General features: G+C 60.9%; 30 protein-coding genes and 2 pseudogenes. 12 read left to right on the top strand and 20 right to left on the bottom strand.

The window, feature by feature from the left end; genetic code table 11:
* Nucleotides 1-34: 34 nt before the first annotated feature.
* Both V1280_RS22240 and V1280_RS22235 read right to left on the bottom strand, forming a co-directional pair.
* Nucleotides 35-1093, bottom strand: coding sequence for a BMP family ABC transporter substrate-binding protein (locus tag V1280_RS22240; RefSeq protein WP_334528839.1), 1059 nt, complete (start codon nucleotides 1091-1093; stop codon nucleotides 35-37).
* The gene (locus V1280_RS22235; protein ID WP_334538383.1) at nucleotides 1090-1455 is read right to left on the bottom strand and encodes a GMC oxidoreductase; all 366 of its coding nucleotides are present in this window, start codon (nucleotides 1453-1455) and stop codon (nucleotides 1090-1092) included. Before V1280_RS22235 ends, V1280_RS22240 begins: the two co-directional genes overlap by 4 nt.
* 340 nt (nucleotides 1456-1795) lie before the next feature.
* Here V1280_RS22235 and V1280_RS22230 point away from each other — a divergent pair, with 340 nt between their 5' ends.
* On the top strand, nucleotides 1796-2305 hold the full coding sequence (locus V1280_RS22230; protein ID WP_334528836.1) for a cytidine deaminase: 510 nt from the start codon (nucleotides 1796-1798) through the stop codon (nucleotides 2303-2305).
* Nucleotides 2306-2664: 359 nt separating this feature from the next.
* Nucleotides 2665-2805, top strand: a pseudogene (locus tag V1280_RS22225) (proline racemase family protein); the annotation flags it as partial.
* 125 nt (nucleotides 2806-2930) lie between these two features.
* On the opposite strand, the gene V1280_RS22220 reads toward V1280_RS22225, so the two are convergent.
* From V1280_RS22220 to V1280_RS22185, 8 genes are all read right to left on the bottom strand, one after another.
* Nucleotides 2931-3104, bottom strand: coding sequence for a hypothetical protein (locus V1280_RS22220; protein WP_334528833.1), 174 nt, complete (start codon nucleotides 3102-3104; stop codon nucleotides 2931-2933).
* 341 nt (nucleotides 3105-3445) lie between these two features.
* Complete coding sequence (locus tag V1280_RS22215) at nucleotides 3446-3637, bottom strand: CsbD family protein (RefSeq protein WP_334528831.1); 192 nt, start codon at nucleotides 3635-3637, stop codon at nucleotides 3446-3448.
* Nucleotides 3638-4389: 752 nt separating this feature from the next.
* Entirely contained in the window at nucleotides 4390-4632 is a 243-nt protein-coding gene (locus tag V1280_RS22210) for a DUF6894 family protein (protein WP_334528828.1), read from the bottom strand.
* Between the two features lie 200 nt (nucleotides 4633-4832).
* Nucleotides 4833-5054: a hypothetical protein gene (locus tag V1280_RS22205; protein WP_334528825.1), complete on the bottom strand. Its 222-nt coding sequence runs from the start codon at nucleotides 5052-5054 to the stop codon at nucleotides 4833-4835.
* A 61-nt stretch (nucleotides 5055-5115) separates the two neighbouring features.
* Nucleotides 5116-5346, bottom strand: a complete 231-nt coding sequence (locus tag V1280_RS22200; RefSeq protein ID WP_334528822.1) for a hypothetical protein — start codon at nucleotides 5344-5346, stop codon at nucleotides 5116-5118.
* 123 nt (nucleotides 5347-5469) lie between these two features.
* Nucleotides 5470-5625 carry a hypothetical protein gene (locus V1280_RS22195; RefSeq protein WP_334528819.1) on the bottom strand — a complete coding sequence of 52 codons (156 nt, stop codon included), beginning with the start codon at nucleotides 5623-5625 and terminating at the stop codon, nucleotides 5470-5472.
* Nucleotides 5622-5819, bottom strand: coding sequence for a hypothetical protein (locus V1280_RS22190; protein WP_334528816.1), 198 nt, complete (start codon nucleotides 5817-5819; stop codon nucleotides 5622-5624). Before V1280_RS22190 ends, V1280_RS22195 begins: the two co-directional genes overlap by 4 nt.
* A 94-nt stretch (nucleotides 5820-5913) precedes the next feature.
* Entirely contained in the window at nucleotides 5914-6093 is a 180-nt protein-coding gene (locus tag V1280_RS22185; protein WP_334528814.1) for a hypothetical protein, read from the bottom strand.
* 241 nt (nucleotides 6094-6334) lie between these two features.
* On the opposite strand from V1280_RS22185, the gene V1280_RS22180 reads away from it, so the two are divergent.
* Nucleotides 6335-6478: a hypothetical protein gene (locus V1280_RS22180; RefSeq protein WP_334528811.1), complete on the top strand. Its 144-nt coding sequence runs from the start codon at nucleotides 6335-6337 to the stop codon at nucleotides 6476-6478.
* Between the two features lie 1046 nt (nucleotides 6479-7524).
* Here V1280_RS22180 and V1280_RS22175 read toward each other — a convergent pair.
* Complete coding sequence (locus V1280_RS22175) at nucleotides 7525-8007, bottom strand: response regulator (RefSeq protein ID WP_334528808.1); 483 nt, start codon at nucleotides 8005-8007, stop codon at nucleotides 7525-7527.
* Complete coding sequence (locus tag V1280_RS22170) at nucleotides 8004-10295, bottom strand: PAS domain S-box protein (protein ID WP_334528805.1); 2292 nt, start codon at nucleotides 10293-10295, stop codon at nucleotides 8004-8006. Before V1280_RS22170 ends, V1280_RS22175 begins: the two co-directional genes overlap by 4 nt.
* Nucleotides 10296-10578: 283 nt before the next feature.
* On the opposite strand from V1280_RS22170, the gene V1280_RS22165 reads away from it, so the two are divergent.
* Nucleotides 10579-11928 carry a carbohydrate porin gene (locus V1280_RS22165; protein WP_334538382.1) on the top strand — a complete coding sequence of 450 codons (1350 nt, stop codon included), beginning with the start codon at nucleotides 10579-10581 and terminating at the stop codon, nucleotides 11926-11928.
* On the opposite strand, the gene V1280_RS22160 is transcribed toward V1280_RS22165, so the two are convergent.
* Genes V1280_RS22160 through V1280_RS22150 form a run of 3 tightly spaced genes read right to left on the bottom strand, consistent with a single transcriptional unit; the run spans nucleotide 11925 to nucleotide 12863 of the window.
* Nucleotides 11925-12362 carry a DUF3147 family protein gene (locus V1280_RS22160; protein ID WP_334528803.1) on the bottom strand — a complete coding sequence of 146 codons (438 nt, stop codon included), beginning with the start codon at nucleotides 12360-12362 and terminating at the stop codon, nucleotides 11925-11927. The two genes, V1280_RS22165 and V1280_RS22160, sit on opposite strands and share 4 nt — an antisense overlap.
* Before the next feature lie 5 nt (nucleotides 12363-12367).
* Entirely contained in the window at nucleotides 12368-12718 is a 351-nt protein-coding gene (locus V1280_RS22155; protein ID WP_334528800.1) for a DUF3147 family protein, read from the bottom strand.
* 19 nt (nucleotides 12719-12737) lie between these two features.
* Nucleotides 12738-12863: a hypothetical protein gene (locus tag V1280_RS22150; RefSeq protein ID WP_334528798.1), complete on the bottom strand. Its 126-nt coding sequence runs from the start codon at nucleotides 12861-12863 to the stop codon at nucleotides 12738-12740.
* A 596-nt stretch (nucleotides 12864-13459) separates the two neighbouring features.
* Here V1280_RS22150 and V1280_RS22145 point away from each other — a divergent pair.
* Complete coding sequence (locus tag V1280_RS22145; RefSeq protein WP_334528795.1) at nucleotides 13460-14020, top strand: phosphatase PAP2 family protein; 561 nt, start codon at nucleotides 13460-13462, stop codon at nucleotides 14018-14020.
* 2 nt (nucleotides 14021-14022) lie between these two features.
* Nucleotides 14023-14631 carry a cysteine hydrolase gene (locus V1280_RS22140; protein WP_334528792.1) on the top strand — a complete coding sequence of 203 codons (609 nt, stop codon included), beginning with the start codon at nucleotides 14023-14025 and terminating at the stop codon, nucleotides 14629-14631.
* Between the two features lie 237 nt (nucleotides 14632-14868).
* Here V1280_RS22140 and V1280_RS22135 read toward each other — a convergent pair whose 3' ends face one another.
* Together V1280_RS22135 and V1280_RS22130 are read right to left on the bottom strand one after the other, a co-directional pair.
* Nucleotides 14869-15438, bottom strand: coding sequence for an inorganic diphosphatase (locus V1280_RS22135; RefSeq protein WP_334528789.1), 570 nt, complete (start codon nucleotides 15436-15438; stop codon nucleotides 14869-14871).
* A gap of 22 nt (nucleotides 15439-15460) precedes the next feature.
* Nucleotides 15461-15976, bottom strand: a complete 516-nt coding sequence (locus V1280_RS22130) for a YciE/YciF ferroxidase family protein (RefSeq protein WP_334528786.1) — start codon at nucleotides 15974-15976, stop codon at nucleotides 15461-15463.
* Between the two features lie 203 nt (nucleotides 15977-16179).
* Here V1280_RS22130 and V1280_RS22125 point away from each other — a divergent pair, with 203 nt between their 5' ends.
* Nucleotides 16180-17685, top strand: a complete 1506-nt coding sequence (locus V1280_RS22125; RefSeq protein ID WP_334528783.1) for an FAD-dependent oxidoreductase — start codon at nucleotides 16180-16182, stop codon at nucleotides 17683-17685.
* A 188-nt stretch (nucleotides 17686-17873) separates the two neighbouring features.
* Nucleotides 17874-18959, top strand: a complete 1086-nt coding sequence (locus tag V1280_RS22120; protein WP_442895244.1) for an NAD(P)/FAD-dependent oxidoreductase — start codon at nucleotides 17874-17876, stop codon at nucleotides 18957-18959.
* Here the strand turns inward: V1280_RS22120 and V1280_RS22115 are convergent.
* Both V1280_RS22115 and V1280_RS22110 read right to left on the bottom strand, forming a co-directional pair.
* Entirely contained in the window at nucleotides 18956-19156 is a 201-nt protein-coding gene (locus V1280_RS22115; protein WP_334528777.1) for a hypothetical protein, read from the bottom strand. The two genes, V1280_RS22120 and V1280_RS22115, sit on opposite strands and share 4 nt — an antisense overlap.
* Before the next feature lie 486 nt (nucleotides 19157-19642).
* On the bottom strand, nucleotides 19643-19870 hold the full coding sequence (locus V1280_RS22110; RefSeq protein ID WP_334528774.1) for a hypothetical protein: 228 nt from the start codon (nucleotides 19868-19870) through the stop codon (nucleotides 19643-19645).
* Nucleotides 19871-20101: 231 nt separating this feature from the next.
* Here V1280_RS22110 and V1280_RS22105 point away from each other — a divergent pair, with 231 nt between their 5' ends.
* Together V1280_RS22105 and V1280_RS22100 are read left to right on the top strand one after the other, a co-directional pair.
* The gene (locus V1280_RS22105) at nucleotides 20102-21208 is read left to right on the top strand and encodes a DUF1236 domain-containing protein (RefSeq protein WP_334528772.1); all 1107 of its coding nucleotides are present in this window, start codon (nucleotides 20102-20104) and stop codon (nucleotides 21206-21208) included.
* A 24-nt stretch (nucleotides 21209-21232) separates the two neighbouring features.
* Nucleotides 21233-21550 carry a hypothetical protein gene (locus tag V1280_RS22100; protein ID WP_334528769.1) on the top strand — a complete coding sequence of 106 codons (318 nt, stop codon included), beginning with the start codon at nucleotides 21233-21235 and terminating at the stop codon, nucleotides 21548-21550.
* Between the two features lie 593 nt (nucleotides 21551-22143).
* On the opposite strand, the pseudogene V1280_RS22095 reads toward V1280_RS22100, so the two are convergent.
* Nucleotides 22144-22562: pseudogene (locus V1280_RS22095) on the bottom strand (ATP dependent DNA ligase); the annotation flags it as partial.
* A gap of 95 nt (nucleotides 22563-22657) precedes the next feature.
* On the opposite strand from V1280_RS22095, the gene V1280_RS22090 reads away from it, so the two are divergent.
* Entirely contained in the window at nucleotides 22658-22867 is a 210-nt protein-coding gene (locus V1280_RS22090; protein WP_334528766.1) for a hypothetical protein, read from the top strand.
* 141 nt (nucleotides 22868-23008) lie between these two features.
* Nucleotides 23009-24124 (top strand): glycosyltransferase family 4 protein, encoded by a 1116-nt coding sequence (locus V1280_RS22085; protein WP_334528763.1) that lies wholly within the window; start codon nucleotides 23009-23011, stop codon nucleotides 24122-24124.

The raw sequence follows: 24124 nt of genomic DNA, 5'->3' as shown, positions 1-24124 counted from the left end.
CCGCGATCCCTGTCGAGTCCTTGAGCGTCCTGGATTACAAAGTGGTGTTGAACGGCACTTTCAGCGAGCCGGCGAGGATGGCGGATTTGGCCTTCTCGATCTGTGGCCAGGCCGCCTTCGCCTTGGCGACGATGTCGGGTGGGCCTTGCTCTAGAAATACAGGCGACAAGACGAAGTCGATCACTCCTGTGCCGAGCCCCGTGGCGACGTGACCGCCGGTCCAGCCCGCGTCGAGGGTGCGCAAGACCTCGTTACGGAGCGACTGGCCAAAGTCGAGCTCCACGAGCGTGACGACGGTCTTGGGCCCGAGCTTGTATTGCGCCGGAGAAATGGCTCCCACCAGGCGGCCCGCGCCTTCGTTCGCCGCAGCGATGATGCCCGCGTCGGTCGCTGCCGAGTCCGTCTGAATATAGTCGACACCTCCCTGGTACATCTGGGTGGCGATTTCCTGGCCCTTCGCCGGGTCCTGGAAGGAGCCGGCGAAGGCGGCGTTCAGCGTCGCCGCGGCGTTGACGGACGTCGCGCCGGCCTTGATCGCGTTGACATCCGCGTTGAGCGGCGGCAATGAAATGCCGCCGATATAGCCGAGCTTGCCGGTCTTGGAGATCAGCGCGCCGAACAGCCCGGAGAGATAGCAGCCGAGGTAATAGTCATAGGATACGGTCGCCACATTGGGCAAAGGCGGCGCGATGGGGTCGCCGAACAGCTGAATCCATTTGGTCTTGGGATAGGTCGGCGCGAGCGCCTTGATCGGCTCGCCGACCTCGTTGAAGGTCGAGACGACGACCGAGGCACCGGCGTCGCCGAGCGTGCGGAAGATCGTCTCGTAAGTGGCGGGATCCGAGGCGTAGACGATGCGCGTCGCAAAACCCTTTTCCTTGGCGAGCTGCTGGAGCTTGGCTATCATAGAGTCGACTGGGCCGTTGTCGCCGGCCGCCTGCGTGTGGACGAGCGCGACGAGGTCGCCCGCGGCCTGCGCTTCGAACGGCGCGAGCGCCGCCATCAGGCCGAGCACCCCCGCGCCGCCCTTAAGGACATCGCGGCGCGAAGGGTCGTTCAATTGACTTTTCGACAGATCGAAAGACTTGCTCACCGTACTCTCCCTGCATAATGGCGCGCCCCGGTCGGCGCGCGCCGGAAAACAGCGCGCAACGGCGCGACGGTCAGGCCCGCGCCATGCCCGTGACCGGTGAAAAACGCGCCGGGTTGGTGACTATCACGTCCTGAGCCAGAATGGTCTCGATCGAACGCCTTTTGCGCGATGAACTCGCGCGCTATGCCGATGCCGTCGATCATCGAACGCCGGTCAAGTTCGGTCTGCAAGTAGTCCGCCCGGATTCGGGGCGGCGCCGTCGGATCGGACGAGCGTAAGGTGCGGCATTGCCAAAGCCGAACTCTACCTCGCCGCACGCCACTCCGGAGGCAGATCGTGAGGCCAATCCGTGGGGATCCCATTTGCGCGCGCTTGACCGAAACCACCATCCGCCATCCCGTGGCGTTGCCGTTGCGGCGGATTTACAAAAACCTCACCAGAACGTTGACCTTTGTCAAGTTGGATCCTGACCAAAACGCCAGCTCTGTTCAAGTTGTCAGGATTTCCCGCGGCGCCTAAATTGTGTGCTGTCTGGCGCCGCCACGAACGCGTTTGAGAAAGAACTCGAGATGCTGCGTCGCGTGCTCTGCCTACGAGAGGCAGCCTACCAATCGGCGTGGTGGCTAGTAGGAAGTATATCCGTTCTGCTAATCATTCATTTCCCTGATTTCATAAGACGCACAATCGGAAGCTAGCAAATCGATGAGCGACCCAGAAAGACCTTCCGTTCATCGTATTGTCCCTGTTTCGGCGCTCGAGCCGTCGGACCAGCATCTTTGCCGCGAAGCAGCCAAGGTCGCGCGGAACGCGTACGCGCCCTATTCGAAATTTTCTGTTGGGGCTGCTGTGCGCACCGAGCGTGGAGTCCACGTTGGTGCGAACCTGGAAAACGCTTCGTACGGCATCGGGATTTGTGCTGAAGTTTCTGCCGTGACTGCGGCGAATTCAGCCGGCGATTTCAATATCAACGCCATCGCCGTGGTAGGATACCCATCGGACGATCCGGCTAGGGGCATCGACATCGTCGCTCCGTGCGGTCGCTGTCGCCAGATTATCCTCGAGGCGAGCCAAGCATCTGCCATAGATATTCGAGTCATCAGTTGCAATGGCGATCTCAGCAAATGCAAAGTGTCTTCGGCTTCCGAGTTGCTGCCGGACTCCTTCGGTCCTGCCAATCTGGGCATCGACGTGAACACTTATGGGAAGAAGTAAGCTCATGTAGGTTAGAAAGAAAGCGGTGATCTGTCGTCCGCCACCAACCTCAGGGCTGAGCAGGCGCAATCCCGCGCCGTCGTTGGAAGCCGGGGTGGGTGGTCGTCTCGGGCTACTTGGCGCCGTGGCGGTGGGCTGCCCGAAATTGATAGCCGACCTTTGGTCGAGGACCGACAGGACCTGATCGGGGGGCTCGGAGCAAGTTCGGTTCCAGTACTCTCTCTCTCTCTCTCTCTCTCTCTCTCTCTCTCCGGCCACCCTACCGAAATCATCTCGTACTTGGAGCCGGAGACAGGCCAGAAACTTGGCCGTTTTCGTACTTTTTTGGGGGCGGAGAACTCCCATTCGTCGTCCAAAGCAACGCCGTCTTTTACGGCGAGAAAGCCATCGACCGCTCGCCATGCGGCACCGGCACCTCAGCGCGCATGGCGCAGCTCGCCGCCAAAGGCAAGCTGAAGGTCGGCGATGAATTCGTGCATGAATCGATCATCGGCTCGATTCACTGGTTCTGGGGCTTGGCCGAGCAGGAATTGATCAACGAGGACAAAAGCTCTCCTCGACGCACGCCGGATACGCTCTAGAAACACCATAACTAGCGTCGCGCTCAAGACGATGAACCGGCCTATTACTTCTCCTTGCGCACCCCCTTGAACTTCTTTGCGCTCTTCTTCACGGCCATGAACTGGCCGCCCTTTTTGTTGCGCTTGGTCGAGGTCTTCGTCAGCGCATTGTTGAGCTGCGTACGCTTCTTCATTGCGCCCTTGCGAGCGTTGTCGCCGGTAGGTTTGTTGATGGCCATCAGTCGCTCCTAAAGGAAGCTCGGTGCGGCCTGTCGAGGCGAATAAATGGACCGCCGAGCTTTTGCTCAAGCAGCGCGCCATACGGAAGCGAATGTTTGCGAGTGCGTTGGGCTAGCATCGATGTCGGCTGGTACCTGCGACATGCGCGGCATCGGCAGAGGGCGGCATGGTCCATGCGAGCAACGCGAAACCAGCCATTGGCGCATTGGGCGACTGACGCATACACAACTCCAACTCAAAGATAGCAATGACGCCGCTGGCCACAGACAGTGTCGGGCGAATGCCAGGAACAGAGCAGAAGAAAGCCGCCCGAAGGCGGCGAGTTCAGTTTCTAGTTTGCCTACCTCTTTGCAGCATCAGCCGCATCGCGCACGGCATCCTTTACGTCACCGGCCGCGTTATGTGCGGAGCCCTTGGCCTTATCCATCTTGCCTTCAGCCTCCATGCTCTTATCGCCAGTGAGCTTACCGGCGCCTTCCTTAATTGCGCCCTTTGCCTTGTCAGCCGCGCCTTTCACGTGTTCGCGATCCATAATCGTGATCCTCCTTGATGATTGTGCACGACAACGGCGAGCCCTGCGGGCCGTTCCGAATGGAAACATTACAAGCTTACAAGCACTCAAGTGTGCTGTGAGGCGCAACAGCGACCTCAATGGCTTAAATTTGAATTTTGCGTGGGCTAATTTTGCCTGTTGGAATGAGCGTCTAACAAAAACGGCCCCAGCTCTGGGGCCAATGGGGGTGAAGCTGGGGCCAATCGGGGTCGCCCTTGGGGGAAGGGCACCGGGAAAAGTGGCAGCCGCTCTACTGTTCCTTGCCCACACCGGGTGTGGGGAGACGAGCAGTGCAAGGCGCAGTAGTGGTCATCTTGATCGTGGAAGACGATCAACTAGTCCGCGAGTTGGTGACGGACGCACTGTCCGAGGGTGGCTTTGAAACCGAGGCCACAACAATAGGGGAGGAGGCGGTAACCCGTTTGAGAGGCGACACGAGCAAGTATGAGCCCTCGTCACGGATATACATCTGCTTGGCACACTCAACGGATGGGAAGTCGGGCACCGCGCCAGAGAGCTAAATCCTGACATCCCCGTCATTTACATGACCGGCGCGGCGGCCGATCAATGGTCCGCCAACGGCGTGCCCAACAGCATCCTGCCGCTGTTGCTCAGCTTCTCAACTCCAGTTCCGCGCCAACGTAAGGGCCGCCTCAGTGGGCGGCTTCTTTCATTACAGCCGCCATTGACGGACTCCACGCAACAACACAAACCCTCTCCCTTGGCGGATTTTACGGATCGGGGGACTGCGAAGTTGTCTCAACCCGTTCGGTCTTGATCTCGATCTTGAAGAGGGGAGCCTGCCGGTCGGTACTGACTTGAAGGCGCCATGTCCCGCCGGGCGCGAGCCTGTCCTCGATCTCGCGCGACCGCCTCAGAGCAGTGCGCCAAGCCGCCTGATCATCTAGCAAGTACTCGCCGATCTCGTCGCGGTATGGCTGTCCGCTCTCGATGTCGAAATAATATCGCGGCATGAAACCGAAACGCTCCAGTGCTATGGCCGTTCCGGAAGCGACCAGTCGCGATTTGGCCACTGAGATGAGGAGGAGCCCCGGCCTGCGGGCCTGCGGGGGGACGAGGGGCCGGGCCGCCAAGGTCCTCGCGCCGATGGCGGACCGGACGAGCAAGTCCAATCCTTTAACTGCTGGCTGGTTCCTATGAGCAGCGGCTCGGCTCATTCTGCCACTCTGCGACCCTGCTCGGTCGGCTCATAGCGCTCGCCGTGCTTCACCAGCCAGCCACCTTCAACCATCTTCTGCGCCAATCCCGTCGAGCATGCCGGTTGGCTGCCGCCCGGGTAATGGACGCCGCCTCCGCGCTGCACCAAAAAGCCGTAGACGCGCGCCAGCCTTAGCGCCTTGAGCATGCCCGGAATGAGAATGATGGAGCTCGTCATGGCTCCCCAAGCAACCGCGCCGATGAACGTTCCGAAGCATTTGGGCGGACGTCGGCGGCATCTAGTCCGTGCGCGTGCCGAGTCGCTCCAGTCCATCTTCGATCACTCGAAGATCATCGGTGACGTGCTTCAAGGCGGTGCGCGGGTTGGTGCTGGACGCCAGCTTGAGCTTGTCCAGCAATTGGCGCCGAAGTTCCCTCATACTCTCCAGCGCGTGGCGGTTTTTCAAGCGCACATAAACGGAAACGAGTGTTTCAATGGGGGATGACAATTGCGGGATTCCAAAAAACATACTCCTGCCCGGGTTATGAAATCTCCCCGCCTTCATTGGTTCCTGCGAACGCAATTGTGAAACCGCGCCAGTCTTACGGCCAGTGAGCATTGGCCGCCAACTGAAGCGCCTTCATGCTGCTATTCACGCTGACGGGCCTATAACGTCGTACTCGAACGCCACGCCCTCGGGATCGTTCTCCTCGAACCACGTTTCCGCGGCGTCGACCGTGGAGAAGACCTTGACGTGGTCGACGTCGCCGACCTGCTTGGCGGTGTTCACGTAGACGAAGACGGTCATTGATCCCTCTTCAGCTTGCGCCGGCCCCAATGCGGCTCTTTTCCCTTCGGGTTGAACTGCGAGACATAGTGTCGGTTCATCGCCCGCATGATGCCGATCCGCGCGAACAGCGTGGGCCGCCGCGCTCGACGACCAAAAGCAGGGTCTTCCATGGCCGCACGCCACTCCGACGCGTCGTGTTCCTTCTTCGGCAACGGGCGATTTATTCGCCGGCATCCCGCAGCGTCGCTAGGTTGCGGCCGTCAACCTCGATCGGATCCTCGAACGGCCGCCCCCAGCCCGCCTTCATCAGGTGCGCTTCAGACTATCCGCGATTTCGCGTTCAACTTCTGAGGCGAGAACCGTCAGATGATCGGCCAGCCTTGTGAACAGATCTCGCTTCTTGGGATCGGTCGCCAGATCTCGGATCAGCGCGCACTCGGCCGCATCCGTGCGGAGCTTTTCCAACTGAGCCTGCATGTCTTTCATCTCAGCTACTCCGCTCCCTGAGGGGAACCGTATAGCCAACGTGCGGAAGTGAACAGAGCTGATTGCCGAATTTTCCTAGGCTCTGGACCTTGGCCTTGCCCAAGGTCCAAGCATCTCCACCGCCCCCGGCCTCCTACACCCCAAAAGCCACGAGGCAGGGCCGTCGTTGGCAATATAGCTCGGCCTCGCAACATCTTGACACAAGTCAACGATCCTCCCTGGCTTCGGCCCACCCTGCTGCATGAGTCCGACAGACCCGCCCCGTCTGGAGAAGGATGCGCCAAAGCCTCAGCTTTCGCGCATGGAAGAGGCGCGCCGGATCATCGAGGAATACGCAAACGACCTTCGCGAGATCATCAAGAAGCTGACCGGCAGGCTGCATTGAGGGCGCCTCGATTGGCGGCCTTTTACTTGGCCCATCACCTCATTCAGGAACCAGTGGCGAGCGACCGGATTGGTGCTGTGCTCCCGCTCCAAGTCCCCCCTGCGGGCCGGAGTAAATCCCAACGGCCCCAGCCGCCGCCAAAAAGCTGGGGCCGTTTTTTGCCAGCTTTCGGCTCGGCAAGAAGCAAGCGACGCGGTTGGACCGAGGACAAGGCGGGTCTTTTGCCGAATTTCGATAGGTCTCCGTACTCACCGCGACTGTACGCATCTTTCGCTCAAACCTATCTTGCTTACGATCGCGAGCGTTGGGGTGATGAGGAGCAGCAAGCAGGACAATCCGCCTATCCTCATTTGAAGAGGCTGCAGGCGCCCCATGAGTTATCTCGCTTGCTTGCCAGAGATTGCAAACCTCCCAGCGGTCTACGCTTACAGATGCGTGCCGTGCCGCAGGTTCGATACAATCGACCTGAAGCAACCATTTTCCAACCCTTGATCATTGCGTGTTTCGATATCCCATGATGGCACGCTGCTGGTTGCCCCGCTCGAAGTCAGGGCGAACATCGGCAGCCCGCCTCAGGCGCGGCTAGGGGCTGCACTGCACACCAAAATTCACGCCGCCGGACGCGGAGGAATGTTCGCTCTAGGTCCTCATCCGGACCGCAAGCAAGATTCAGAAAACATGTCGAGGGGACAGCAGGCTCGCGGGTGACGGAGCGTCGAGCGCGCAAAACACAGCGCTGCTTATATCGTTCAGATCGGGACGTGGGATTGGAGCGACAGCTTCGGTGCGAATGACCTCGCTATGACGACTGGCCTATAGCGATCACGCCACATGAAGGTGCAAGAAGCGGCTATTGTCCCTCGCAGGATCAACCTCACAACTATTCCAATGAATTTGGCTATGGCCTGTTCTGAGTTGCAGCGCACAAGTGGACGGAACTCGAGCCGGAATGCGTGCGTTAGTTAACCATCAACGCCCGGCCCGCGACTTCCATCGGTGATGAGATCGCCGGTTGCGCTCCCGCGGAGGCAGACGCCGCAGAGATATCACCTTGAACTCGATTTCGCGATGGCTTCCCGAACCTGATTGATTAGCGACATCATGGTGTAGGGCTTGGACAGCCAGCCGAGAGGCAAAAATGGCGTGGCTCTCGCTCGCGTCTGCTGATCGTCATGGGCCGTTGCAAACACGCAGCGCACGCCGACTTCGCGGTAGAGATCGCCGGCGGCGTCAATGCCGTCGCGACGGCCAGCCAAGCGGATATCCATAATGGCGATCGCGGGTTTATGCGTCCGTGCAAGCGAAATGGCTTCCTCGGCCGTGGCGGCTATGCCGCTGATCTGAAATCCGGCCGCGATCAACGCGCTCTCTGCCTCCATCGCAATCAGGAAATCATCCTCGACAATAAGGATCGCGGGCCTTTGCTGCGCCGCTTTCGCTACGTTCCCGGTCTCCGAAGTAACCGGCTGATCACCGGCCTCGCCAGACGTGGACGCGTTGCCCTGTTTCTCGGATTCCGAAGGCGTCATGAGCTGGTCGTCGCGAAGCGCAGGCGAGCGCGCGAAGGCGCGCGTGTCACCTTGAATTCCCCGCGCAGCTGGCGGGCTAAACCCTGCACAAGACGTAAGCCTGAGGAGTTCTGTTGAACGGCGCTCAACTCAAAACCAGGGCCGTCATCGTCCACCTCCAGCTCGTATTCTCCATCCCGTTCGTTCAGCGTCACGCGGATGCCATTCCGGTCCGGATCCTTGATGCCGTGCTTAGCAGCGTTCGTCAGCAGTTCGTTGAGGATGAGAGCGAGCGGCATGGCGATATCGTTGGACAGCACGCCCGTCGCCGGAGACCGCTCAATCCTCACGTTGTTTGGCAATGTCTGCTGTACCGTTTCCACCACCGCTCCGAGAAACTGCTCGGCGGAGAAGCGGGTCGCATCCGTCGTGCCATAAAGCACGCGTTGAGCCGCGGCCATCGCGGCGATGCGGCGGGAGGCTTCCTCGAGAACCTGACGCGCTTCCTCACTGCATGCGCTCCTCGCAGCACCCTGCAATAGACCTTGCAGCACCTGCATGTTGTTCTTGGTACGGTGATTGAGCTCGTTCAGCAGCAGCCGCTGCTGTGTCTCGGCCTGCTTGCGCTCGCTCAAATCCACCAGCATGTTGATGGCGCCGGTGACGTTTCCGAAGGCATCGCGCAAGGGGGTCGGGAACGGGATGAAGGGAACTCGCGTCCCGTCCGGTTTCTCGGCAACCGCTTCGACGCCCCGTACAGATCGGCCTTCCTTCAAGGCAATGGCCATCGGACACTGGTCGTGCGGCAACGGTGTTCCGTCCGGCCAGTAAAGTTTCCAGGTGACACACCATTCATCGGTGCCGAGCTCCGGCGTGCGGCCTGCGAGCTCGACCGCCGCCTGATTGAAGTAAGTGATCCTGCCGGCCGCGTCTGTTGTATAGATTGCCGCCGGTATCGCCGCGAGCAGCTCCTGCAATCGCCGTTCGTTGTCCCGGAGGCGCTCTTCCGCGAGTTTCCGTCCGGTGATATCGCGTGCGATTTTCGAGGCCCCCACAATGCGACCGTTGCGATCCCGTATCGGCGATATTGTCAGCGAGATATCGACCATGCGTCCATCCTTGCGACGGCGCACGGTTTCATAGTGGTGAATGGGTTCGCCACGCCTGATCCGAGCGAGAATGTCGGCCTCTTCACCCTCGCGATCTTTGGGTATCAGCAGCATGATCGACCGCCCGATCACCTCCTCCTTGCGATACCCGAACAGCCGTTCAGCGCCTTCGTTCCAAGTCTGGATAATTCCGGCGATATTTTTGCTGACGATCGCATCGTCGGAAGACTCGACAATCGCCGCGAGCTGCCGCGCATCGCGTTCAGCCACTCGCCGCGCTTCCTCGCTGGCGAGGCGGGCAAGGCCGAAGCCCAACAGTCGCGCAAGGACCAGCGCGACATCGATCTCGGCCTCGCTAAAGGAATGAGGAAGCCTGTGATAAGCCATGAATTTGCCGGCGAGGCGGCCATCCTGCAGAATGGGAATAAAGGCGGCTGCTTGAATGCCTTCCTCAAGAATGGTCCGTTTCAGCGCGTCCGGCAGATCGGCTTTCGCGACATCCTCGATGCCGATGGGTTGCGGATCGTGCGCGTCCGGCGTCCAAGGCGAATGCCCTTCGACCGCCTGCCGGTAGCCGTGTGAAAGACCGCGCCACGCCGTAAACCGCATGATCTGGGCCTCGTCAAACAGGAGGATTGATGCCCGTTCGCAAGCCAGGGCCCGCGTGATGGCATCAAGCGAGGCCTCGTAACAATCGTTGGACGAGGTGCAGTGCTGCAATCGCTCCGAAAAGGCAAACAGCGCCGCCTGTTCTTCCATGCGACGTGCGAGTGCCTCTTCAGCCCGCTTGCGATCGGTGATGTCGTGCTGAACGCGAACCGCATAAAGAAAGCGCCCGTCAGCGTCGCGAACGCTCGACGACGTCACCTGGGCCCAGAAATGGCCGCCATCCTTGCGGGCGATGCGCTTTTCGATGCTGTAACGCTCGAACTCGCCCGCGAGCTGGCGCTGGAATTGATCGCGATCCTCCGACACATCTTCCGGATGCGTCTCCCCGAAAATTGTTCGGCCGAGCAGTTGGGCAGCCGAATAGCCTGTGAGTTCGCAGAGCTGCTGATTGACCCGCAACATGCGGCCATTCTGGTCCACTTCAACGATGCCGGCGCCAACATGCTCGTAGGTTGCGGCAAGACGTGCATCGACGAGGGCCAATGGCTCCAGATCGTCACGGCCGGACGGCGCTCGATTTTGGATGTTCATTGGCCTCGTCCCTCCCGCGCCGCGGCATGTCGCCTGACGTCCTTGCCGCCTCGGTCTCCCGAGGCTGCGCAAAGCGTTATGAAACGCACTTTTGGAACAGGAGTTCCTTTGGAGGGCCCCGCGACGCACAAAACATCCGTTGGCGAATCAGCATCGGGCGACTTGAAACCAGCCTTCGAACATGGCCATCCTCGAAAAGGGTCTCCTTGGCTGGGCTTACCAAGTGTCGGCATTAGTTCAAATCCGTCACCTCTGCAGTCTGACGCTGATTGCCGCGTGCCTTATGGCAGCCGGGAATGTCTTCGCACAAGACGACAAAAAGACGGATGACGACAAGCCGGCGGATCCCGACACGGGCGAGAGCACCGTCGAGGAAAAGGCTCTCGGCTTATTGCCGAACCCTCTTCAGAAATACGGTGTCAAGTTTGCCGCGACCTACATCGGGGAAGGCCTTGGCAATACGACCGGCGGGCTGAAACAGGGAGTGGTCTACGAAGGTCGGTTGAACCTTGCCGTCGATATCGACCTCCAGAAGCTCGCCGGCATCGACAAGCTCACCTTCCACGCCAACATGTTCCAGATTCACGGCGACGGCCTGTCGCGCAGCAATCTGCAGAACTTCTTCGTCGTTAGCGGCATCGAAGCTCTGCCCTCGACCCGGTTGTATGAGGCTTACTTCGAGAAGCAGTGGGGCAACAAGAAAGTCTCGCTGAAGTTTGGCCAGCTGGCGGCCGACAGCGAGTTCTTCAACACCAAATACACTGATGTCTTAACCAATGCCTCGATGGGGTGGCCGGCAATGACCTCGCTTGATTTGCCCAGCGGCGGTCCGTCGCCTCCATTGGCGGCCATGGGTGCGAGGCTGCTCGTAAATGTCACCGACCAACTGTCCGTCCTCGGCGGCATATTCGACGGCGATCAGGCCGGTCCCGGGCCGGGCGATCCACAGGAGCGTAACCGCTACGGCGTGAACTTCCGCATCAACGATCCACCCCTGCTGCTCGGACAGATCCAGTACGCCTGGAACAACAAAAAGGGCGATGAAAACCCTGCCGGGCAAATCAAATTTGGCGCCTGGCGTCATTTCGGTAGCTTTTCCGACCAGCGTTTCGCATCCAACGGCGTTTCTCTGGCATCGCCCGCCAGCAGCGGCCAGCCCCTGCTGCTGTCCGGTGACATTGGTGGCTGGATGGTTTTTGAACAGAAGCTTTATCGCGTGCGGAAAAGTGACGATCGTGGCATTGGCTTTTTTACCCGTGTCTCCGGCGCACCTGCCGACCGCAACCTGATCGATCTTTATGCGGACACCGGTATCGAGTTTATCGGTCTCAGCGATGCACGGCCTGACGACAAGTTCGGCATTGCGGCCGGCTATGCACATGTCTCAAAGCGCACGCAAGCGCTCGACGCTGATTATCGCGCTCTCGTCAATCCCAACTGGCCGACCCGAAGCTTCGAGGCGCTTTTGACAACCGTCTATCAGTACCAGATCCGGGACGGTTGGACGCTGCAGCCCAATTTTCAGTACATCATTCACCCCGGTGGAGGAGCAACAAACCCTTCAGGACCTCTAGCCGGAACGCCACTCAAGAATGCTTTCGTGTTCGGCTTGCGGACGACTCTTAAATTTTAGGAGGGACTTCCGAAAAGTAGTTCGCGCCGTAGACGCCACATGAGGACGGCGACCGCGAACCAGACGAGCGAAGCCGCCGCAAGGCAGAGCGCGGGCTGCAAAGCGCGTCCCTGCCACCAGATGAAGAGCGCGAAACAGGCAAGGCCCAGACTTCCCCAACCGGCCCCGGCGGCATCAAGTGCGGCGGCAGCCTTTCCGCGTCGCTTCCCGCGCAGGCCGTTTTTCTCCTTGCGCTCGCGCTCATGCTTTTCGATCAAAGTCGCACTGGCACAGAAGATCGCGGGAAAGGCCAGCATCAGCCCGCCGGCCTCTGGGCCTGCCCCATCCGCGACAAGGCCAGCCACCACGGTTGCCAACCCGCCCAATGCAAAACGCACGACATATTCGTAAGGTCGTCCCTGCTTGAGTGCGGAGAACTTGAAGTGGACAACCATGGCGGTCAGCCTATCAAAAATTGCTTGAGGCCTATCGCGGCTACAAGCCAGACCGCGAGAGCGGCGAGGGTGGCCTTGAGTGCCGACCATTCGGCCCGTATCAGCAACTGACAAACAACAAAGCTGTAAGCCGCCAGCGCGATCGAACCGAGGATCATCGAGCGGCCTTCGATCGCAACATAGTCGCCGCCGTGTTTTGAGAAGGCGAGGCCGAGCGTTGCTAGAGCCACGGAGGGTGCGGCGCCAAACAATCCCGCGAAGCTCTTGGGCCGCAGCGGCCGCAGCACGTCGCCTACGACCGCAAACAGGGAGACGACCAAACCGCCAATCAGAAAGCGCAGCGCGTAGTCCACCATTCCTCCTTGCTTGCCGTTTTTAGGACGATCCTGGCATCAGTATGCTGACCGCCATGCCGACGATGCAAAAAACCATCGCCGCCGTCGACGCCCAGCCGAGCCAATACAGCCAGCACAGCCAGCCTTCGACCACGAGCTTGCCCATCACGTCACGCCGTCTGAGCGCGCCCGCTTGGCTGTAAGTGCCAATCCCAGACGGATCGTCATCCGATGCGCCAGTGATCAGCCCGGGTCCAAGCCGCTTCAAAAGACTTCCATCCGGCTTTTGGCGTCGGCCCTTGCCATGTGCTCCTCGGGGTGGGACTGCGCGCTGAGCGTCCCGTCTGCAATGTCAGGAAGCAATGAGGGCTTCATTGGCCTGGGGCAACGCCTGATGCGGAACGCGCGAGGTACCGCATGAATATTACATCAGCCGGTTGCTCAGGACACTTCGACAGTCCTTTCGCCGAGGCTCGCCTGATCTGTGCCGCCGGTTTAATGGTGCCAGAAGATGGCGAGCAGCAGAATGATCGGCAGCGGTATGCCCAGCAACCACAACAATGCGCCCCGTCCAAAGCCCATGGCACTCTCCTCCATTGATCTGTCCCTCGTATCCAACGCGACCGTCCGGCGCACGTTCCTCGCCGGGAACGGTTTTCGAGGCGGTTGATTGAAAGACCAGGAAGACTTGCTCTGCTTTCCAATCGCTTTTTTACGGAGATTGCTGCAGGGCGTAAGGACATCTGCGAGAGAAGGCAGTCGATGACGATACGAGTGCATCCTTTGTCCTCCGATATCGAACTTGCGCGTGCGATTGCGCGACACACCCGTCCGCTGCCGGAGCGGATTTCGGGCGCGCTGACCTGGGGAGCGGATGAGCATATTCTGACCGCGGTTGCCGTCGGATGGTGGCTCTGGTGTCGCGCCAAGCCACTGCCACAGCGGCACGCAAGCGCTCATGTGTTGCTGACGTCGCTCGCCTCTGTCCTGCTGCCACACCTTCTAAAAACGCATTTTGACCAGGTGCGGCCGGACCGGTGCACCGTGCGCGGCCATCTGCATGGCATCCCGCTCTCCGGCCGCGCGCTGGATGCGTTCCCCTCGGGGCACGCCGTGCATGTCGGTGCCCTCGCATCCGCCGCCGCGGTCCTGCCGCCCGCCAAGCGCAATCTTGCGTGGAGCCTCGGCGCCGTCCTGGTGTCGACACGCATTCTCCTGCTGGCCCACTGGGCAAGTGATGTGCTTGCGGGTCTCGCGATCGGTGCAGTGCTCGAGCGCGTCATAAGGCGACTGACGGGATTTGGTCGTCAGGGCTCGGCCTAGTCATGGGCCAGCTTCTTGCACCCCCCGGTCCGCATGCCGTCCACCTCTGCATCGACATGCAAAGGTTATTCGCGCCGGGTGCCCCCTGGGCAACGCCCTGGCTGGAAAGTGCGCTACCCGAGGCGGTCAGACTGATTGCGCATACGCCGCGACGTACCGTCTTCACGCGCTTCATTCCGGTCCGCAACAAGGCCGAGGCGCGCGGCGTCTGGAAAATCTATTATGAGAAATGGGAATGCGTGACACGCGACAAAGTCGATCCGGTGTTGCTTGAGCTGATGCCGGCCCTGACACGCTTTGTGCCGCCCGCTACGGTAATCGACCGCCAAACTTACTGCGCATTCACGAATAGCCGGCTGCAAGCCTTTCTGGATGAGCATCAGGTGGACACGCTGATCGTGTCCGGCGGCGAGACCGATGTCTGTGTGCTCGCAACGGTGCTGGCTGCAGTCGATATCGGGTACCGTGTTATCCTTGCCGAAGACGCGCTCTGCAGCTCGTCTGATGAAAGCCACGATGCGCTCATCAATCTTTACAGCAAGCGGTTCAGCTTGCAGATCGAGGTGACTCCCGTTGCCAGCATCCTTGCGACCTGGAGCGTCGACGATTGACGGCCGGTCAATTGCCTTCCTGCGTAGTCTGGCGGGGAAACTGATTACCCGCTTGATTGAGGAGGCGTCGCGATGTCGACGTTTGGCTGCTTATATCAGTGAACGAGAAGCCGCTTCGAAAATCGAGGCGTTGGCGGCCGACTATGCGCGGCGCTCGCCGCTTCCAAGGAAGCGAAGCCGGTAAAGGGTGCGGACGAGCCCTCAAATATCACGCCGTGTGCAGTAAGACCGGGCCGACTAACGGGCCAGACGCTTGATGGTCTTGGCCGTACGGTTCGGGCCATGCCATCCGAGAAATTTCAGTTCCTTGTTTTCCAGCGCATTCGTCGCCCGAAAGAACTGTTCGAGATCGTCGCGCGCGTGGGCAGGGAGATTCCGGATATCCTTGAGATCCGTTTCGAGCGGCGACCGGTCAGGCACCGCAAACACACGATCGTTTCGCTCCTTCTTGCCTTTGCTTCTTTGTTCGACTTCGAGAATGCCGACGGGGCGACAGCGCAGCACGACGCCCGGATAGGTCTGCGCATCATGCAGGATCAGCACGTCCAGCGGATCGCCGTCCTCGGCCTTGGTCGAGGGAATAAAGCCCCAATCGTAAGGATAGGTCAGACCCGCCATTAGGGGCTTCGCCAAGGCAAAAACAGCAAGCTTGGGATCGAAATCGAGCTTGCACGAGCTTCCGCGCGGCGTCTCGACAACGGCGAAGATGTTGTCGTCGTCGGCCCAGCTCGGCAGTTTTGTCAGATTGGTCATGGCGCGACCGTCGATCTCGGCATCGGCATACGGGTCCGGGCCTGGCGAGATCATGCGCCAGACCCGTGGGCGGCGATCAGGCGGCGGTGGAGGCCTTCTTGTTGACGCCCTTGCGCAGCGCAACCGTGTTGAGCTTGGTGTTGGCCGCCTTCTCCTCGTTCAGGTTCGTGGTCAGGAAACGCACGATGTCGTCGTGGCCGAGCTCTTCCGCCCAGGCGATCAGCGTGCCGTAGCGGCATATCTCGTAATGTTCGACCGCCTGCGCGTTGGCCACGATCGCCGTATCCAGTACGGCCTTGTCTTCGATCTCGCCGGCCGTCTCATCCGCTTCCTTGATGATGCCGTCAATCGCGGGACATTGCGTGCCGCTTGGCGACTTGCCGAGTTTCTCGAAGGCCTTTTCGAGACGCTCGACCTGCTTGTTCGTCTCTTCGAGATGGTTCTTGAGGCTCGTGACCAGATCCCGGTTGGTGGCCTTGTCGATCATTTTCGGCAATGCCTTGAGGATCTGCTGCTCGGCATAATAGATGTCCTGCAAGCCGTGCACCAGCAGGTCATCCATCGTCTTGATGTCTTTTGAGAATAGTCCCATGACGTCACTCCTTGATCTCAAACCGATGGAACGGCGCGCATTGGGCTTTGTTCCTCGCCGGCTTTGCCTGCAGCCGGCCGCGCAGGTCCCGCGCTCGCCTTCCGAATTGGCGAACTCCCGTCCGAAGCAGGTCGCGAAGCCCGCTGACGGGCGGGAGGAACCGCGGTCCGAAGCCGGCGTTTTGCTTTTTTGCGGAGTTTTGCATGGTCAGCACCTCGCTCTGGATGGAGACCGAGATATTCCCGGAAGCGGGTGGGCTCAAAGGCGATGTGCATTGCGATGTGGCCGTTGTCGGCTCCGGGATCGCAGGCATCTCGACCGCCTACGAGCTTTGCAAGCGCGATCAGTCGGTCATCGTCATTGATCGCAAGGGCATCGTCAGCGGCATGACAGCGCGGACTTCGGCGCACTTGGCGCCGCTCTGCGACGATCTGATGAGCGAATTCAAGAAATTGCGCGGCGCTGAAATCGCCAAGCTATTCTACGAAAGCCAGGCCGCCGGCGTCGACCGGATCGAGGAGATCCAGGCGAGCGAAAAGATCGCCTGCGACTTCCGGCGGCTGGATGGGTACCTCTTTCAGGGCAACGGCATGCCGGCCGACATCATCGACCAGGAATTGGAAGCGGTGCAGGAAGTCGGCGCGCCGGTCCATCGACTGGTCGGCGTTCCGCTCAAGGGATGTGAAAGCCGCCACGTGCTTCGTTATCCCCGGCAGGCGATTTTCCATCCGCTGAAGTACCTTGCTGGAGTTGCCGCGGTTTGTGAGGCGAACGGCGTGCGTTTCTTCGCCAATAGTCCCGTCGAAGAAGTTGCGGAACGGGACGGCGCCGTCACGCTGCGAACAGCACAGGGCCAGATCACGGCGGCTCACGCCGTGATCGCGACCAACGCCTCGATTGCCGACCGCTTCCAGCTGCATACCAAGGTCGCTCCCTACCGCACTTATGTGCTCGCTTTTGCGATCGCGCGTGGCGAACTTCCCGACGCGCTCTACTGGGACACCGAGGATCCCTACCACTATGTGCGGCTGCAAACGGGTCCAGACGATCATGATTTCGTTCTTGTCGGCGGCGAAGACCACAAAAGCGGCGAGGCGAATGACGCCGACCAGCGCTTTGCCCGGCTGGAGAGCTGGGCGCGTGAATTGATTCCGGCTGTTGGCTGCGTCACGCACCGCTGGTCGGGACAGGTACTCGACACCATCGATTATGCCGGCTTCATTGGCCGCGAGCCCGGCAGCGAGCGCACATACCTCGCGATGGGCGACTCCGGTCAGGGTCTGACCCATGGTGTGATGGGAGCAATGCTGAACTCGTCTCTCATTCTCGGCGAGCATCACCCTTGGAAGTCTGTTTATGCGCCGGATCGCAAACCTCTCGTAGCGGCGAGGAATTTCCTGCGCGAGAACATGACGATCCTGCAAAACCTCGCCGAGTATGTGACGGCGGGTGAAATCGCCTCGCTCGAGGAGCTTAAGCCGGGCGAGGGCGCCATCCTGCGTCGCGGTCTCGAGAAGATCGCTGCCTACAGGGACAAAGCGGGCGAGCTGCATTTGCACTCGGCAAGTTGCACCCATATCGGCTGCCATCTGCACTGGAACAGCTTCGAGACCTGTTGGGACTGTCCCTGCCACGGCTCGATCTTCGCGCCCAATGGCCAGCCGATCAATGCGCCGGCCGTTTCGGCCTTGCGACCCGTTCAAAGATAAGCCTGCGTGAAGAAATCACTTCACCTGTTTTTGGGAGCTTGTCCATCTTCAAAGACGAAGATATCGAACAGGACGACCTGCGCAGCGCCCGAACACCATGGGCGGTTCTGCCGCCGCCGTCCATAGAGCCGATCACCGACAGCTTTCGCTGCGAGGTCCTGGTCGTAGGCGCCGGTATCACGGGTGCCCTGCTGGCTGAGCGTCTCAGCCGGCAGGGTCGGCAGGTCGTCATCATCGATCGCGAGGTTCCAAGCCTCGGCAGCACGGTCGCCAGCACCGCAATGCTACTTTGGGAAATCGACCGTCCGCTCTTCCAACTCACCCAGCTTTACGGCTTCGAGAAGGCAGTCCGCTGCTACCGCGCCAGTCACCAGGCCGCTCGGGGATTACGGGCGTTGATTGCGCAGTACGGAATCGCGTGCCACATGCGACCACGTCTTTCGCTCTATCTTGCCGCCGATGACAGCTCGAAGCTCATCCAGGACGAATATAGCCTCAGAAGCCGCGCTGATCTGCCATCCCTCTTCCTGGGGCACGCCGAACTTCTCCAGCGCTTCGCGATCGCCCGGGCGGGCGCCATCCTGTCGAGGGACGCAGCCGACGCCGATCCCGTTCTGCTCACGCGCGGTCTACTCGATCTGTCACTCAAGCGCGGCGCCCGCCTTCTGAAGGCCAACGCGGTTGCTTATGACGGCACCGCATCGACCGTGACCGTCGGCCTCGAAGACGGGTTTTCGATCGAAGCGCGCCAGGTGGTGCTTGCGACAGGCTATGTCATGCCGGACATCGTGCGGCCCACGGCTCAACAACCGGCCTCCAGTTGGGCGATCGCAACTGCGCCGCAGGCGGATAATCTATGGCCGGGGCAGGCGCTCATCTGGGAAGCGACCCAGAACTACCATTATGCCCGTACGACATCCGATGGACGCATCATCTTCGGCGGTGAGGATGATCATGGGCTTATTCAGCCTGACGCTCGTGACGCGGCGACCCCGACAAAGGTGAGGGTGCTCAAGGAACGCCTGAGAGCTTTCTGGCCCCGCACCTCCAGCCACGTTGCATTCACCTGGTCAGGAGCCTTCGACACCACCCGCGACGGGCTGCCCCTCATCGGCGCAGTGCCCGGCTCCAAGAATATCTTTGCGGCCTTTGGCTATGGCGGTAACGGGATCACCTTCAGCCTCCTCGCCGCGGAGCTCATCGGCTCGCTTCTTTCGGGAGGATCGTCGCCCCTGCTCGATGACTTTGCGATCGACCGTGACATTTCCGGCTAGCGGCGGGCGACAAGGCAGCCAAGCGTGAAAGCGACGAGCAATGAGGGAAGCGGAGCCTCACGAACCACGTCGCGGAGAAAGCCGAGCGCTTGGCCAGGGGCCTGACCCTGTTCGAGACTCTGCCGCACAGTGCGGGCAGTCTCCCGCACGCCTTCCGACACTTCTTTCACTTTCGCCATGGCGTCTTCGCTGTCCATTTGATCCTCCTCCTACAGGCCTCCCGCACAACAAATGTCTCGGCAGCTATCCGTTCCTGCAACCCACGACGCGCGGATGCGGATCGTTGCCTTCCATGACTTGAGGAGCGACATGGGAGGTCGCCAGCCAGACGGGTGAGAGCCGCATCTGAAGCGGTGCGACAGGCAACGCGCAATATGTCGGCCATCACTTTGCTTTTCCGATCGCCGGAGGCGTCAACGCGGCGGTCGCCTTGTACGGCGTCTCCGAAAGTATTCGAATGCCTTGGGAGCAGGGACGCGCGCCCTTTGGACAGCATCGCTTGACGGAGAAGTGGCCCATCCGAGGGGATTGGACGGGCCACTTTCGAAGCGAACTTCCATTTACTCAATGCATGTGAATTAGCAACAGCCGGCGCCGCCGATGACGATCGCCGCGGCGACGACCCACAACAGGAATACTGGCAACTGTATTTGCTTGGGCAGATGCCGATCCGTCCGAAGTTCTTACTGCTCGGTGCAGACCTTGGTGGTCTTGACTGCGGACTCCGCTTCCGTTTTGGTCTTGTAGACACCGTCGCCCACGACTGTCGTGGTGGTCGTCGTCGGCTTGGTGTCGACCACGGTGCACTTCTTCGTGGTGGCATCGCGGATGACGTAGAACTCGGCGGCGCTGGCCGCCTGGGTACCCAGAGCGAACGCGGCGAGCGTGCCGCAAACGATCAGCTTCTTCATTTCTGTCTCCTCCAGTGGCTTCAAAGTAGTCACTCCCAACGACGGGTTCAGTTGCAAGTTCCAGTTGTTCCCGAAAGATGCCGTAGCGCGCGCTGCTGCGGTGTCGCAGCAATCTTCCTCTCGCCGGAACAAATCGTCGGCGCACGTGCAATTCTGATTGCCGAGTTTTCCCGATCTGGAACTCAGCCCACCATCGCGTGTTAACGGGCCACCGCATTCAGGAGGTTTCAAATGAACAAGCGTTTATTTTTGGCTACGACCGCTGCAGTCGCGATTGCGACTTCGGCATTTGCGCAGTCGTCTCCCAACACCTCGAGCTCAAATTCGCCGACCGCGCAACGACCGCAGGATTCCACTTCCACGACGACGCCGTCCTCCACGTCCACTACACCATCGTCCAACTCGTCCGGGCAGGCCAGCAATCCTTCGACGAACTCGGCCCAGACGCAGCAGCCTTCTTCGACCGGTCAGAACGCAGCGAACCAGTCGTCCAATTCCGGGACCGGGTCTAACACCACGCAGGCGCCGACCTCCGGCAACTCGACCAATCAGGCCCAGACCAGCCAGCCTTCTAACCAGACCACTACGCCCTCGAACCAGGCGCAGACCAATTCGCCCTCGTCCGGCCAGACCCAGAGCGCGAATCCGCCGGCCTCGACCAGCAATCAGGCGCAGTCTCCGACCGGCAGCAACTCGACCAACACGGCCCAGCAGCCGAACAACCAGCAGAACACGGCCGATCGCTCATCGAACACCAACATGAATGCGTCGGTGAACATCAACGATCAGCAGCGGACGCGGATCAGCACGTCGATTTCGCACCTGAACGTGCAGCCCCTCAACAACGTGAACTTCTCGCTGTCGGTCGGCACGGTCGTGCCGCGCGACGTCCGGGTGCAGCCGCTGCCGGCGGAGGTGGTCGAGATCGCGCCCCAGTACCGAGGCTACGACTTCGTTCTGGTGAAAGACGAGATCGTCATCGTGGAGCCCTCCAGCTACAAGATCGTCGCCGTGATGCCGTACTCGGGCCGCTCGACGGCGGCAGCGCCGGCGCGCGCCGAGCAGCGCAATGTCACCTTTAGCGATCGTGACCGCGAGGTGATCCGCAAGCACGCCAAGGCGCGTCCCGTCGAGCGCGAACGGCAAACGACCGGCAGTACGGTGCGAACCGAGATCCGCCGAGGCGAGCGAGTGCCGGACGGCGTGGAGATCGATGCGTTCCCGGACGAAGTCTATCGCGAGGCGCCGAGTCTGCGGGAGTACCGATACATTCACCGGGATAGCCGCACCTACATCGTTGAACCGCAGGAACGTCGTGTCATCGAAGAGATCGACTGATCTCGCCAAGGAAGGAGAACGCTCATGAAGACAATTGCACTTGGAGCTTTCGCGACGGCCTTGTTGGCGTCGGCTGCCCCTGCCGCTCCGCTCAATCCGACCGCGCTCGGTTCACCCGAGTTATCGGGCATCGATCAGGTCCGGCTCGTTTGCAACGAGTACGGCCGCTGCTTCCGGACCCGCGGTCCCCGCTATGTCCAGCGCTATTACGGCGACGATGACGGCTACGTCGTGCGCCGGAGCTACGGCTACTACGGCGGACCAGGATACTACGATCGCGGCTACGGCTACTACGGCGGTGGCCCGAGCATCGGCTTCAGCTTCGGCACCGGCCGCTGGTGACCAAAGAAAGGGCCGCTCCCGAGCGGCCCTTTCATACGGATATCGACGTTGCGGTGATCGGATGTCCGCTCTTACCAGATTGCTAGGACAGAAAGAGCAACTGCTGGCGCGGCTTGAAGCCGGACCCGGCCCAAATCCAGGCGCTTCTCGCCAAGATCGATACCGCGCTGAAGCTTCTCGGGGCTGAAATGTCTCCCGGAGCAGAGCCGACGGACTAAGGACTGAGGGGCCTTAACTCACCAGCCCCCTGGCGGGCTCGCAGACGACCGAAAGCCCCAGCTCGGGGGCTTGGGGGCGGTGAGCTGGGGCCAGTTCGGGGTTGCCCCTTGGGGTAGGGGCTTCGGGAAAACCTGGCAGCCGAGCTATCGTTCCTCTGCGTCGTCAGGAAGTTTTGGAGGGCGGGCGGTACCGAGCCGGTCAATCCAAGTCCGGCGGCCTCATGGGCTGCCGTCCCGGTAAGGGCGCTTGCGAGCAAATGGCCACGTTGAATGCGACGGGCGTTTAGGTTCAGGGTCGCCGTTGCAAGTCGAGGCATTTGCAGGCGGGGACAATGCAGCGGCGTCCAGGTCGAGCGGCGAGGCGCCTACCGAACACAGATCCTCCCGCAAGCCCTTGAAGAAGGGATGCCGGACCTTGCCTTCCGCGGATGTGGCCCGGTACTCGATCTCCGCTAACAACTTTGGATGCCCTTGTGGCCGACGCGCTTCGCGAAGGGCTGCGTCTTCCGGATCAGCGGCTCCAGCCGCTTCTGCAGGTCGGCGGCGGAGGCCTTGTCGTCGCCATGGTCGACCTTGCCGGCGTAGCTCAGCTCGCCGTCCTTGCGTCGGCCGAGGTAGATACCGTCTCATTGACTCTCGTCGAGCGCGAAACCGGCGATGGTCAGGGTCTACCGCTCCGCGCAGGTCTTCTTCACCCAATTGTTGCCGCTGCCGCTCACGTAAGCGCAGTCATGGACGCCCTCAAGTCCGAGCTTGCAGGCGTGCGTGAACATCTCGCGCCCGTCAAATGACTCGCCTCGACGGGACACGATTTTTCGGGAAAAAATAGAAACTCGATCTTCCGAGACGAGTTGGCATCCAGCGATATCTCTTCTCGTCGGAGCCGAACATGGTCGATGACGTCCCGCTGCGCACGGCGGTACATGCGGTCTGGTCTCTCTACCTGGCGAAGCATCGCGATGTCGATGCTTCCGACACCCTCCGCTGCCTGCTGGAGCGTCATCTGCAAGGGAGATGGGAAGCGCGTGTGAGCGATGCCGAAGAACTCACGGGATTCGGCTTGGCTTACCTTGAGCGCCTTCCCGAAGACGAATGTTGAGGCTGGTGGAGGGGTTCGTCAGGCGAGCTGCGGTCGGCAGCGCCAGGCCGGATTGGACGTTGTTGGCCGTCTCAGAACTCGCCTCCGCGGCCATCGTCCTGTTCTTCCGCTCGATGTTTTCGGTCTAGAGGATCGGCTTTGATGCGCATCGCTCAACTCGCTCCCCTGGCCGAAAGCGTCCCTCCGAAGCTGTACGGAGGCACGGAACGGGTCGTGGCATGGCTGGTGGATGAACTGGTCGAGCTCGGCCACGACGTCACGCTGTTCGCGAGCGGCGACTCCCGGACGAAAGGCGAGCTTCATTCCGTGTGGCCCCGCGCGCTGCGTCTCGGACGTAAGGGCGCCGACCCAAATGCCGCCTGCGCCGTGCTGCTGGAGGCGATCGCAAAGCGCGCGAAAGACTTCGACGTGATCCACGCGCACATCGACTGGCTGCCCCTTCCGCTGCTCAGTCGGCTCGGCGTGCCCTTCGTGACCACCATGCATGGCCGGCTCGACCTGCCGGGCCTTTCCGAGGTGCTGCGGCAGTTTCCCGGCGCGGGCTTCGTGTCGATATCGGACCATCAGCGTCTGCCGTTGCTGGAGGCGAATTGGATCGCCACGATCCAGCACGGACTGCCATCGAACAACTTTCGCCCGTCTTTCGATCAAGGATCCTATCTGGCGTTCCTCGGCCGCCTGACCGCGGAAAAGGGCCCCCAGGACGCCATCCGCATCGCGGGCGCCGCCGGAATGCCCTTGCGCATTGCCGCCAAGATTCCGCGCGGCGAGACAGCCTACTTCAAGAAGCAACTTGAGCCCCACATCGACGGTCGGGCGGTCCAGCTCGTCGGTGAGGTGGACGAGGTGAAGAAGCAGCCGTTCCTCGCAGAGGCCGCGGCCCTGTTGTTTCCGATCGATTGGCCGGAGCCTTTCGGCCTCGTCATGATCGAGGCGATGGCCTGTGGGACGCCAGTGATCGCCTACCGTTCCGGCTCCGTGCCGGAGGTCGTCGAGGACGGCGTGACCGGCTTCATCGTCGAGAACGAGGAGCAGGCTGTCAGAGCCGTAGGCGATCTGGGTCGGCTCGACAGACGAAAAGTACGCGCCCGCTTCGAGGAACGCTTCTCCGCGGACCGAATGGCGCGAGCGTATGAAAGCGCGTACCGCGGATTGATCTCTGCCGCGGTGGGGCACTCGGCTGCGGCATTCGCGGCGCCAAACGCTGAACATCGGCGCGAACCGAGGCCAGCCGACGAACTACCAGCGCCCAGCTAA

It is taken from the genome of Bradyrhizobium sp. AZCC 2230, assembly GCF_036924495.1.
Lineage (GTDB): Bacteria > Pseudomonadota > Alphaproteobacteria > Rhizobiales > Xanthobacteraceae > Bradyrhizobium > Bradyrhizobium rifense.
Note: the sequence above shows the minus strand (reverse complement) of the source record. Positions and strands in the feature narration are given on the sequence as shown.